Origin of the sequence: Streptomyces lateritius (assembly GCF_014649715.1) — a bacterium.
Lineage (GTDB): Bacteria > Actinomycetota > Actinomycetes > Streptomycetales > Streptomycetaceae > Streptomyces > Streptomyces lateritius.
The window spans coordinates 30,753-42,757 of sequence record NZ_BMTO01000009.1; the positions used below are offsets into that span (position 1 = coordinate 30,753).

A 12,005-nucleotide genomic window follows, 5' to 3' on the forward strand; every position below is an offset into this window, starting at 1 on the left:
GCGGATCAGTTCTTGTACGCCTTGGCCGCGTCGGCCTCGAGCCGCGCCTGGGTCCCCGCCACATTCTTGGGGTTCTTCAGGAAGTCCTGGAGCGCCTTCCACTCGCCCTTGCCGGGCGTGCCGCCGAACGACTGCGGCATCTGGTCCGACATGTCGAAGCGGAAATCGTCCCCGGCCGCGATCAGCGCCTTGGCGATCTCTCGCTGTACGTCGTTCGGGTACGCCGCCGGATCCAGGCTCTTGTTGGGCGAGAGGAAGCCGCCGGCCTTCGCCCAGATCGCCGCCGCGTCCGGCGAGGCGAGGAAGGTCAGCAGCGCCTGCGCCCCCTTGGTGTCCTTCAGCGCCACGGCCGCGTCGCCTCCCGTCACCACCGGGGGCTGAGCGCCGTCACCGACGGCGGGGAAGGGAAACACCTTCGCGTCCGTGCCGATCTTCGCGCTGGTCTGCGCGATGTTGACCGAGACGAAGTCGCCTTCGAAGACCATCGCTCCCTTCGGCTGGTCACCGCCGCTGAAGGTCTGGGTGACCGAGGCGGGGAACTCCGTCTGCAGCGCGCCGTCCGCGCCGCCCGCGATCAGATTCGGCTTGCCGAACAGCTCGCCGAGCGTGGTGAGAGCCTTGGTGACCGACGCGTCCGTCCACTTGATCTCGTGCTTGGCCAGCTGGTCGTACTTCGCCGGGCCGGCCTGAGAGAGGTAGATGTTCTCGAACCAGTCGGTCAGCGTCCAGCCGTCCGCGCCGCCCACCGAGACGGGCGTGACCCCGGAAGCCGAGATCGTCTCGGCGGTGGAGAGGAACTCCTTCCAGGTCTTCGGCTCGGAGGCACCCGCGTTCTCGAAGGCCGCGTTGTTGTACCAGATCAAAGACTTGTTGGCGGCCTTGAAGTACACGCCGTACTGGGTGCCGTCGACGGCGCCGAGATCCCGCCAGCCCTGGGAGTAGTGGGCGGCGAGCTGTGCCTTGGCCTCGGGGCCGACCGGCTTGATCCACTTCTGGGCGGCGGCCTGCTGGATCGCGCCGACCTGGGGGAGCATCGCCACGTCGGGCGGAGAACCGCCGGCGATCTTCGTACCGAGGAAGTTCACGATCGGATCCTGGGCGGGCACGAAGGTGACCGTCGCGCCGGTGCGCTTCTCGAACTCCTTCAGGACCTTGGTGAAGTTCTCCTGCTCAGGGCCGGTCCAGACGGCGGCGACCTGGATCTTCTGACCCTTCAGGGAGGGCAGCGTGACGCCCTCGCCTCCGGCGCTCCGGCTCGGGGGTCCGCCGGGGCCCGGGTCCGTGCTGTCGGCGCCGCCGCACCCGGCGAGGGTGAGGGCGCCGAGCGCGGCGAGGGTGGTGATTGCCTTCGCGGCCCTGGGTGTGCGAGATGTGCGAGGTGTACGAAGAGTTGTACGCATTGCTGCCCCGTCTCTCCTGTGCGCGTGCTCGTCCCGTGCGTGGCTCGTGCGTGTGCTCGCTTGCTCGTGTGTGTGCTCGTGCCGACAGGTCTACGCCGGGTGATGAGGGCCCGCAATACCGCCTTGCGTGTCCAACTCGGGATCGTGATGGGCTCGTGACGTCGTGTCAGGCCCGTGCCAGGGCCTGTATCAGCCGTGTCAGCTGTGCGTCACAGGTGTCAGTGGGGCCACCGGTGTCGCGTCGACCGAACGGGCGGCGCGGTCCAGGGCCGAGGCCAGCAGCGCCAGGTCGGTCGGGCCGTTGCCGAGTTCGCGGACGGGTCTGCGGGTGGGCGGGTCGCCCATCCGCTCCCACTCCAGCGGGACCACCGTCGGCCGGAGCGTCGCCGTGCGCGGGATGCGTCCCGTCACCCGCCCCGACTGGAACGGCGTCACCCGTCCGTCCGGGTGCCCCAGCCGGCCCCGGCCGGGCGCGGGGTCGTCGGGACCGGCCGCTACGGGGGCCGCGTCGAGCACGACCCGCAGCCGGGCGCCGTGGGCCAGTTCCGTGTCCGCCGTACGGTCCGGGCGGGCCGAGGTCGCGATGAGGTGCACCCCGAGCCGCTCGCCGCAGCGCGCGACAGCTTCGAGCGCGCGGACGACGGACCCGGCGGCGGGCCGTCCGGGTGAGCCGAGTGCCGGTGCCACGAGCGCGTCGTAGTCGTCGACCAGGATGACGAGCCGGGGGAGGGGCGCGCCGCCCACGTCCCAGGAGGTGCCTGCGCCTGCGCCGGTGGTGCCGGCCGCCTCCGTCCGGGGGGCGGCCGACTGGTCGGTCCGCAGGTGCAGGGTCGCGCCGCTCTGCGGGACGCGTTCCCCGCCGGGGCGGGGAACCCGGCCGGAGGCGTCGCCGTCACCGCCCCGCCGGGGCAACCTGCCGCTGGGCCGGTCGCCCAGTTCGTCGGCGCCGGCACCGGGGCGGGCCGTGCGGCCGCTGGGGCGGGGGGAGAGGTCATCGGCGGGGTCCGGGTCGCTCGTACGGAGGGCACGGCCGCTGGGGTGGTAGGTCAGGTCGTCGGCGCCGGGGCGGGCCGTGCGGCCGTTCGGGCGGTGAGGGCGGTCGTCGCCGGCGGCCGCGTCACCCGTGCGGAGGGTTCGGCCGCTGGGGTGGTAGGCCAGGTCCTCGGCGCTGAGGCGGGTCGTGCGGCTGCTGGGACGGTCGCCCAGGTCGTCCGCGCCCGTGCGGACCGTCCTGTCGCTCGGGCGGGACGGAAGGTCGTCGGCGGCCCGCGGGGCGTCGAGGGCGCCGGGGCGGGCGTCGATCGGTCCGGTGCCCGTGCGCAGGGTTCGGCCGCTGGAGCCGTCGGGGGTGCGGGAGACGCGGCCGCTCGACGGGTCGGCGAGGGCGTCGGGGACGCGTGCGGTCGCCCGTGCGCCCGGGGTAACCGTCTCCGCCGCGCTCGGCGGGCGTTGGCCGATCAGCCGGCCGGCGGCCCGGCGGTCCGCGAAATGGGCGTCGCCCAGGATCTCCGCGCGGCGCTTCAGCTCGGCCCCGAGAGCCTGGGCGAACTGCCGCATCCGGACCGGGTCCGAGGCCACCAGGTGCTGGGTGACGTGCGGCAGCTCCGTACAGGCGGCCAGGCCCTCGCCCCGCTCGCCCCCCGCGCCGTCCACCAGGAGCAGGCCGAGCCGGTCCGGGCGGCTCCCGGCCGCGAGGGACGCGGCGATCGACCGGAGCAGCTCCGTGCGCCCGCTGCCTGGGGGCCCCTCGATGAGCAGGTGTGGGCCTTCCTGGGTCAGGTCGACCGAGACCGGACCGCGCGGGCCGGCGCCCAGGACGGCCGCCCCTTCCCCGGCGGAGGCCCAGCGGGCCATGAGCGAGGCGGGGGTGGCCCGGGCGAGACCCAGCTCGTCGAGCAGCCGGGCCGAGCGGGGGAGCGCCGCCGTGGCGGTCCGCCCCTGCGTGGCGGGCGCATCGGTGCGCAGAGGGGCGACCGCTCGCGCGAAACGCTCCGCCCAGGCGACGGAGACCGCGTCCACCACGCCGACGGTGCCGTGACCCGCGGCCCGGCCTCCCGCCGTACGCAGCAGTCGCAGGGCCGTCGCCACGTCGCCGCTCAGCAGGGCGACCGCTCCGCACTCGCGGAAGGCGAGTGAGGCCGCGCAGGCGCTTTCGTACGTCGCCGCGACCGGGGAGACGGGCGAGGCGGCCGGCGCCTCGGCCAGACAGATGAGGTGGATGCCCGCCGCCGCTCCGGCTCCGGCGAGCCGAGCGGTCGTCTCACGCAGGGCCGCGGACCCGGGGTCGCCGTCCACGATCACGACCGTGACCGGTCCCTCGTGGCGTGCGGCCGCCTCGGCGACGGCGGCGCGGTCGGCGCTCGGCCAGCCGGGCCCGAGCGGTCCGTCGTCGAGCCGCCGGGTGAGCTCGGACGTACGGGCGTGGGCCTGCTCGCGGTCGTACGCGAGGAGGAGCCGGCAGTCCTGGCCGTGTGCCGGGCGGAGGTGGGGGAGCCAGCCGAGCCAGCCCCAGGCACGGCGCCGTTCCTCCAGGGGCCGGTTCCGGTCGGCGCTGATCAGCACGATCTCCAGGTCGGAGGGTGCGTGCAGGGCGGTGAGCTGCGCCACGACCGAGCGAGCGAGTCCGGCGAGCCGGTTCCCGGGCCCCGCGAGCCCGAGTGATCCGACCTCGCGCAGACCGACGGTGACCGGAACCCCGGAGAGCTCGGCCCGGTCGGTCGTGCCGAGCCGGACCACCAGGGATTCGGGATGGTCCGGGGCACGCTCCCAGAGCCGGGGGCCGGGGCCGAGCGCGGTCAGTAGCACGGCGGCCGGGTCGGGCCAGGTCTCGGCGGCCGGAGCGTGACCGGCGCGGGGACCCGTACCGGACACGGCACCGGTGGCCTCCGCGCCCGTCTCCGCCGCCGCGACCTGCGGCTGCTCCTCTTTTGCGCCCGCGAACCGGCGGGCCCAGGCCCCTATGCCGCGTCTGCCGCGCGGGGGCGGGGCCGTGGCCTGGAGCCGGTTCTGCCGGGTCCTGCTGTGCCCCTCGCCTCCACCGCCCTCGCCGCCGTCCCCGCCGTCCGCCTCCGCGCGCGCGTGGGCGGGGGAGCCGCCGTGCGTGACGTCCTGGGACCGCTGGCCGGGGTGGCGGGGCGCGGGCACCGGCGCGACGCCGGGGCCGTACCCCTCGTCCGTACCGTGTGCCGGGCCGCCGCGCCGGTGACCGTCCGCCTCCGGCTGCGCGCCGGCCCCACGGCCGTGTTCGTGGCCGTACCCACCGGGCCCGTCGGCAGGCGCGCCCGCACCCGCACCCGCGTACGCGCCCTCGTGGCCGCCGAAGCCGCCGCGCGCGACCGCGCTCCCGCCGGAGGTCTCCCGCCCGAGGTCCACCCGCAGGTGGCCCTCGCCGTCGGGGGTCGTCGCCAGCGCGTCCGTACCGCAGGCGCCGGGGCCCGCCAGGCGGAGGGCGGACTCGCCGAGGCGCAGCAGGGCGCCGGGGAGCAGCCGGACGGGGCGGTCGCCGACCGCCGCGCCGTCCAGGGTCGTGCCGTTCGTGGAGCCGAGGTCCGCGACCGTGACCCGGCCGTCGCTGCCGACGGTCACCGTGCAGTGCACCCGGGAGACGTCCGGGTCGTCGAGCGGAACGTCGGCGTCCAGTGACCGGCCGACCCTGATCGGGCCGCCGTGCAGCAGATGCACCCCGCCCGCGTCGGGCCCCGCGACGACGTGGAGCCGGGCCTGGGCCCCTTCGCCGACCCGGTCGTCCTCTCCGGGGACCTGGAGGGTGAGCACCGCGCCGTCGACGAGCGGCGGCTCGCCGAGCGCACAGCGGCGGGCGTCGAGCCGCTCACGGCCCGCGTAGAGCACGGTCGTGCCGGAGGTGGAGGCGTCGGGGCCGGAGACGGCCGTGGCCAGGGCGGAGGCCACGGCGGCGAGGGCCGTTCCCGCCGGAGCGGTGACGAGCACGTCGCAGGCGCGCCCGAGGCCGTGGCCGGCGTGCGGCGCGAGGACGGTCAGCCGGATCTGCATCGCCGTCAGCGGTCCCTTCTGCGCGTGGTGCTCGGCAGGGGAACCGCCCCGTCACTCCCCCCACCCGGCACGGACGCGTCGTCCGGTACAGGTCGGCACGGCGCGGGGGCTCCCGACCCCTGATGCGACGTGCTGTGTGCATCCTCGCACCTGCCACTGACAACCCGCCCGCGGGTCGCCTCCAAGTGATCTTGAATGGTCGGCTGTGGACGTAAAAGTGCCTGGTTGGGCACGTCGTGCGTTGCTTCCCGCAACCTGCGGTACGACAAACGCGTCTTGTTTTCGGACAAGTCCGGCGCCGAAATCAGCCAGTGAGGACCGCGGGGTGACTCGTTCGGCGGCACTAAAGTGGGTCGGACACCCGGAGGGGTCACAACACATAGAAGGACCACCGGGATCACCGAGGACCATTCAGGACCACCCCGGACCACGATCAGCAGGGAGCGCGTGACGTGCGGCCTATCGGCAGCAAGTACCTGCTCGAGGAGCCGCTCGGACGCGGCGCCACGGGCACCGTCTGGCGAGCCCGCCAGCGGGAGGCGGCGGGCGCCGAGGCCGCCGTGCCGGGCCAGCCCGGGGAGACCGTGGCCATCAAGGTCCTCAAGGAGGAGCTGGCCAACGACGCGGACATCGTGATGCGCTTCCTGCGCGAGCGCTCGGTACTCCTCCGGCTCACCCACCCCAACATCGTGCGGACCCGGGACCTGGTCGTCGAGGGCGATGTCCTCGCCCTCGTCATGGATCTCGTCGACGGCCCGGACCTGCACCGTTATCTCCGGGAGAACGGCCCGCTCACCCCGGTCGCCGCCTCGCTCCTCACCGCGCAGATCGCCGACGCGCTCGCCGCCAGCCACGCCGACGGCGTGGTCCACCGCGACCTGAAGCCCGCGAACGTGCTGCTCGCGGAGCGCGACGGCCAGATGCACCCGATGCTCACCGACTTCGGCATCGCGCGGCTCGCGGACTCCCCGGGCCTGACCCGTACGCACGAGTTCGTCGGCACACCCGCGTACGTCGCGCCCGAGTCCGCCGAGGGCCGCCCGCAGACCTCGGCCGTCGACATCTACGGCGCGGGCATCCTGCTCTACGAACTGGTCACCGGCCGTCCCCCCTTCGCGGGCGGCACCGCCCTGGAGGTCCTGCACCGGCACCTCAGCGAGGAGCCCCGCCGTCCCTCCACCGTCCCCGGCCCGCTGTGGACGGTCATAGAGCGCTGCCTCAGCAAGAACCCGGACCAGCGGCCCAGCGCCGAGAACCTGGCCCGGGGGCTGCGCGCGGTCGCCGCCGGCATCGGCGTCCACTCGACGCCCGCGCAGATCGAGGCGGCCGAGGGCGTCGGCGCGCTGCTCGCGCCCGACCCCTCGCCCGCACCGGTCCCGGAGACGCCCGGTGCGGCCGATCCGACCCAGGTGCTGCCGAGCGGCGGGGGAGCGCACCGGTACGACCCGGCCGCCGCGACGAGCGTCATGCCGACCAGCGGTCCGGGGGCCGGCGGTCCGGGAGCCGGCGGCGCCGATCCGACGGCGGTCATGCCCCCTGTACCGCCGCACGATCCGCAGGCCCCCCAGGGCGAGGACCCGCACCCCTGGCAGAGCCAGCTGCGCGCGGCCCGGGACCGCAACGAGCAGACGCAGGTGCAGTACCTGGACCCGAGCCAGGACCCGCTGCGGCGGCGCCCGCAGCGCCAGCCGCAGCCGCCGCAGCATCAGCCGCACCACCAGCCTCAGCAGTACGGGCAGCAGCCGCCCCAGTACCAGCAGCCGCAGCGCCCGCCGCAGCGGCAGCAGTACGCACCGCAGGCTCAGCAGCCCCCGCAGCAGCAGTACGCCCCCCAGCACCAGCCGCAGCACCAGCCGCAGCGCCCGCCGCAGCGGCAGCAGTACGCGCCGCCGCAGCCGCCGCCCCAGGCGCCGGCCCCGCGCGAGCCGCGACAGCCGAGGCAGCGCAGCGCCAACCCGATGCGGATCCCGGGCCTCGGCTGCCTGAAGGGCTGTCTGTTCACGGTCCTGCTGTTCGTGGTCGCGGGCTGGCTCATCTGGGAGCTGACCCCGCTCCAGGACTGGGTGGCCCAGGGCAAGGGCTACTGGGAGGCCATCGGCGACATGATCTCGTCGGTCTCCACCTGGGTCTCCGAGATCGGAAGCGCCACGGACACGGGCGGTACCACCGGCGGTACGGGGCAGTAGGGCACGGTAGTACTGCCGATTTGTCGACTTCCGAGGGGTGATTTCCCCTCGGAAGTGACGGCGGGCGCCCCCGGACGCGTAACTTTGTCGCGACCGCCAGCCGCTGAGGGAGCAGTCTTGGCACGGAATATCGGCAGCCGCTACACGGCCCACCAGATCCTCGGGCGGGGCAGCGCCGGCACGGTGTGGCTCGGCGAGGGCCCCGAGGGCCCCGTCGCCATCAAGCTGCTGCGCGAGGACCTGGCCTCGGACCAGGAGCTGGTCGGACGCTTCGTCCAGGAGCGCACCGCCCTGCTCGGGCTCGACCACCCCCGGGTGGTCGCCGTCCGCGACCTCGTCGTCGACGGCAACGACCTCGCGCTCGTCATGGACCTGGTCCGCGGCACCGACCTCCGTACGCGGCTCGACCGGGAACGCCGGCTCGCCCCCGAGGCGGCAGTCGCGATCATCGCCGACGTCGCCGACGGCCTCGCCGCCGCGCACGCCGCCGGAGTCGTCCACCGGGACGTCAAGCCGGAGAACATCCTGCTCGACATGGAGGGCCCGCTCGGGCCGGGCGGCGCCCATCCGGCGCTCCTCACCGACTTCGGCGTCGCCAAGCTCATCGACACCCCCGGCCGCACCAAGGCGACCCGGATCATCGGCACGCCCGACTACCTGGCGCCCGAGATCGTCGAGGGCCTGCCGCCGCGCGCGGCGGTCGACATCTACGCCCTCGCCACCGTCCTGTACGAGCTCCTGGCCGGCTTCACGCCCTTCGGCGGCGGCCACCCGGGGGCCGTGCTGCGCCGCCACGTCACCGAGACGGTCGTACCGCTGCCCGGCATCCCCGAGGAGCTGTGGCAGCTGGTCGTCCAGTGCCTGGCCAAGGCCCCGGCCTCCCGCCTGCGCGCCTCGGAGCTGGCCGCGCGCCTGCGGGACGTCCTGCCGCTGCTCGCCGGCATCCCGCCGCTCGACGTGGACGAGCCGGACGCCGAGCCGACCTCGGAGGCGCAGGAGGAGGACCCGTACCCGACCGGCGCCGCGCCGGCTGCCCCGCGCCGCGCCGCCGTCCCCCTGGTCCCGGGCGCCTCGCCCGACTCCAACCGGGACACCCACACCTCCATGCGGGTGCCCGCCCCCGACGAGCTCGCGGGCGGCCCCCTGGGCACCGCCCGCGCCCCCCGTCCGTCCGGCGCCCGGCGCCCCGGCTCGGCCCGCCACAAGGCGGAGGCGGTCCGCAAGCGCCGCATCACCCTCTCGATCGCGGCGCTCGTGGTCGCCGGCGCGCTGGGAGCGGGCGGCTACCTGGCGACCGCGGGCGACTCCGACGTAGCGCCACAGGACTCGAAGACGTCGACGCAGCCGTAGCCGACGGCTCGGGGCCGGTGCGGCGCCGGGCCGGTGCGGCGCCGGGCCGGTGCGGCGTCCGAGCCTCCCCGGCCGTCGGGTCCCGCAGGGAGCCGCGCTTCGCCCGACGGGGGCCTCGTCGACCGCCGGGCCCCACCCCGCCAGGCGTCACCGTGCGCGAGCTTGTCGGCCACCCGCGCCTCACCGGGCACCGGCCTCGTCGGTCGCGGGCCTGCTGACGCCGGGCTTTGCCGCGCGTCAGGCCTCGTCGACCGCCGGCCCCACCCGCCGTCAGGCCTCGTCGACCGCCGGCCCCACTCGCCGCCAGGCCTCCCCGGCCGCCGGGCGGGTCGTGGGGAGCCAGGTCCGGGGCCTTGCCATGAGCCGTTACGCTGGACGCGTGGCAGTCGTCGATGTATCCGAAGAGCTGAAGTCCCTCTCCTCGACCATGGGGTCGATCGAGGCCGTCCTGGACCTCGAGAAGATGAGGGCCGACATCGCCGTGCTCGAAGAGCAGGCCGCGGCCCCGTCCCTGTGGGACGACCCGGAGGCGGCGCAGAAGATCACCAGCAAGCTTTCGCACCTCCAGGCCGAGGTCCGCAAGGCCGAGGCCCTGCGCAGCCGGATCGACGACCTCGCGGTGCTCTTCGAGCTCGCCGAGGAGATGGACGACTCGGACACCCGCACCGAGGCGGAGGCGGAGCTCGTCACCGTCCGCAAGGCGCTGGACGAGATGGAAGTCCGTACGCTCCTCTCCGGCGAGTACGACGAGCGCGAGGCCCTGGTCAACATCCGCGCCGAGGCGGGCGGCGTCGACGCCGCCGACTTCGCCGAGCAGCTTCAGCGCATGTACCTGCGCTGGGCCGAGCGGCACAGCTACGGCACGGAGGTCTACGAGACCTCGTACGCGGAAGAGGCCGGCATCAAGTCGACCACGTTCGTGGTCAAGGCCCCGTACGCATACGGCACGCTCTCGGTCGAGCAGGGCACGCACCGCCTGGTCCGTATCTCCCCCTTCGACAACCAGGGCCGTCGCCAGACGTCCTTCGCGGGCGTCGAGATCCTCCCGGTCGTGGAGTCGTCCGACCACGTGGAGATCGACGAGTCCGAGCTGCGCGTCGACGTCTACCGCGCGTCGGGCCCGGGCGGCCAGGGCGTCAACACGACCGACTCGGCGGTGCGCATCACGCACCTTCCGACGGGCATCGTGGTCTCCTGCCAGAACGAGCGCTCCCAGATCCAGAACAAGGCGAGCGCCATGAACGTCCTCCAGGCCAAGCTCCTCGAGCGCCAGCGCCAGGAGGAGCGCGCCAAGATGGACGCCCTGAAGGGCGACGGCGGCAGCTCCTGGGGCAACCAGATGCGTTCGTACGTCCTCCACCCGTACCAGATGGTCAAGGACCTCCGTACGGACTTCGAGGTCGGCAACCCGCAGGCGGTCCTGGACGGCGAGATCGACGGCTTCCTCGAGGCGGGCATCCGCTGGCGCAAGCAGCAGGAGAAGTAACGCCGTTCGGCTGTGGTTCGACGACGCCGGGCTCCTCGCATCTTCGGACGCGAGGAGCCCGGCGTCGTTCCCGGCCAGGTGTGACGCACGAGTTGACGTGACGTCACCCCATGCAGGCCACCAGCGGATTCGCGGGCGCAAGCGGAATCAGAGGTCACGGGACGCTTTGTCGACAAGGGAACTGGCGTAGTGGGGCCGGAAGTTCTGCGTTTACGTCACAGTTGCATCCCCGCATGGCGGGCAACCTGTGATCTTTCGGGCATCGCACGCGCAACGACCTTGACGCGTATGCGGAAACTCGCAAGGGTGGCGCATGGCATGCGTATCTCTGGGGCGCGTGTGAACGGGGGCCGGGTCAGTTCAGCGTGACCGCTCCCCAGTGTCCGTGCCCCTGAGCGCTGCTCCACTGACGAGATGAGCTACTGGGGGTAGCAGCCAGATGACCAAGAAGACGCGCGTTCGTATCGCGCGCATAACCGCCGGCGCCGTGATCGCCGCGGGTGCGTCCCTCACCGCGGCCGGTGCCGCGCAGGCCGTGGGCGTGGAGATCGGTCTCACCGCCGAGATCAGCGGTGGTCAGGGCGAGCCCTGCGAGATCGACCCGACGCTGTGCCCGACGCCGCCGCCGGTCACCACTCCGCCGGTGACGACGCCGCCGCCGGTCACCACTCCGCCGGTGACGACGCCGCCGCCGGTCACCACTCCGCCGGTGACGACGCCGCCGCCGGTGACGACCCCGCCCGTGACGACCCCTCCGGTCACCACGCCGCCGGTCACCACGCCGCCCAAGCCCACCGAGCCGACGACTCCGGGTGAGACGCCCGCGCCGACCGTGCCCGGTGACGACTCCACCGGTGAGGGCCCGGGCACCTGCACCGTCGACCTCGACGGTGCCGAGTGTGTCGACAACAACACCGACACCAACAACGCCGGCTCGCAGCCCGTCGAGCAGGGCAAGGCCAAGGAGGAGCTGGCCGAGACCGGCGCCGCCGAGACCTCGTTCCTGATCATCGGTGCCGCGACGATGATCGCCGGTGGCATCGGCTTCCGGATGCTGCCGCGTCTCGTGGGTGGCGGGCACGCCGCCGTCTGAGGGACGTAACGCATGACGAAGAGGGCCGGGGGCGCACCCCCGGCCCTCTCTCGTGTCCGCGTCCTGTCCGGCTCGCTACGCGGTCTGCAGCGCCGCCAGCAACGCCACCGCCACCACCAGGGCGACGAGCAGAGTCAGCAGCTTCGCCGGAGTCAGGCCCGTCGACGGGTCCAGTCGCTCCCGGTTCGCGCGGCAGACGGGGCAGCGGCCCTCTGCGACGGGGGCCGCGCAATTGGCGCACACCAGTCGGTCATAGGTCATGCGCTCTCCTCCTCCCGCACGGGGATCCACACCGAACTCAACGCTCGGCGGCACCCGGGCGTTCCCCCTACCACTGTGCCAGCTCCGAAGCTTTTCGGCGCGCCCCGCCGGATTGCACCCGTTCCGCCCGGAAGGATGAAAAGGATAAAGCGCGCAAGCCCGGACCGCGACTGCGCGGGCCATCCCAGGTCGCGTAAGGTCGCGCACACCTACTCCCG

At 74.1% G+C, this 12,005-nt stretch carries 7 protein-coding genes; 4 read left to right on the forward strand and 3 right to left on the reverse strand.

Annotated elements, in window-relative coordinates; genetic code table 11:
* Positions 1 to 5 precede the first annotated feature (5 nt).
* Both IE136_RS19330 and IE136_RS19335 read right to left on the reverse strand, forming a co-directional pair.
* Positions 6 to 1,400 carry an ABC transporter substrate-binding protein gene (locus IE136_RS19330; RefSeq protein ID WP_189600949.1) on the reverse strand — a complete coding sequence of 465 codons (1,395 nt, stop codon included), beginning with the start codon at positions 1,398 to 1,400 and terminating at the stop codon, positions 6 to 8.
* A gap of 198 nt (positions 1,401 to 1,598) precedes the next feature.
* Positions 1,599 to 5,411, reverse strand: a complete 3,813-nt coding sequence (locus tag IE136_RS19335) for an FtsK/SpoIIIE domain-containing protein (protein ID WP_189600950.1) — start codon at positions 5,409 to 5,411, stop codon at positions 1,599 to 1,601.
* 452 nt (positions 5,412 to 5,863) lie between these two features.
* Between IE136_RS19335 and IE136_RS19340 the strand changes: the two genes are divergently transcribed.
* The 4 genes from IE136_RS19340 (at position 5,864) to IE136_RS19355 (ending at position 11,526) form a co-directional block, all read left to right on the forward strand.
* Positions 5,864 to 7,597, forward strand: a complete 1,734-nt coding sequence (locus IE136_RS19340; RefSeq protein ID WP_189600951.1) for a serine/threonine-protein kinase — start codon at positions 5,864 to 5,866, stop codon at positions 7,595 to 7,597.
* 117 nt (positions 7,598 to 7,714) lie between these two features.
* Positions 7,715 to 8,947 carry a serine/threonine-protein kinase gene (locus IE136_RS19345; RefSeq protein ID WP_158987811.1) on the forward strand — a complete coding sequence of 411 codons (1,233 nt, stop codon included), beginning with the start codon at positions 7,715 to 7,717 and terminating at the stop codon, positions 8,945 to 8,947.
* Positions 8,948 to 9,326: 379 nt separating this feature from the next.
* Complete coding sequence (prfB, locus tag IE136_RS19350) at positions 9,327 to 10,433, forward strand: peptide chain release factor 2 (protein WP_189600952.1); 1,107 nt, start codon at positions 9,327 to 9,329, stop codon at positions 10,431 to 10,433.
* Positions 10,434 to 10,872: 439 nt separating this feature from the next.
* Positions 10,873 to 11,526: an LPXTG cell wall anchor domain-containing protein gene (locus IE136_RS19355; RefSeq protein WP_189600953.1), complete on the forward strand. Its 654-nt coding sequence runs from the start codon at positions 10,873 to 10,875 to the stop codon at positions 11,524 to 11,526.
* Between the two features lie 75 nt (positions 11,527 to 11,601).
* Here the strand turns inward: IE136_RS19355 and IE136_RS19360 are convergent, their stop codons facing one another.
* Positions 11,602 to 11,787: a hypothetical protein gene (locus IE136_RS19360; RefSeq protein WP_158987805.1), complete on the reverse strand. Its 186-nt coding sequence runs from the start codon at positions 11,785 to 11,787 to the stop codon at positions 11,602 to 11,604.
* Between the last annotated feature and the right edge of the window lie 218 nt (positions 11,788 to 12,005).

Coding starts and splice junctions, on each gene's coding strand:
- IE136_RS19330 (WP_189600949.1), bottom strand. CDS start 1,400: ATGCGTACAACTCTTCGTACACCTCGCACATCTCGCACACCCAGGGCC.
- IE136_RS19335 (WP_189600950.1), bottom strand. CDS start 5,411: ATGCAGATCCGGCTGACCGTCCTCGCGCCGCACGCCGGCCACGGCCTC.
- IE136_RS19355 (WP_189600953.1), top strand. CDS start 10,873: ATGACCAAGAAGACGCGCGTTCGTATCGCGCGCATAACCGCCGGCGCC.
- IE136_RS19360 (WP_158987805.1), bottom strand. CDS start 11,787: ATGACCTATGACCGACTGGTGTGCGCCAATTGCGCGGCCCCCGTCGCA.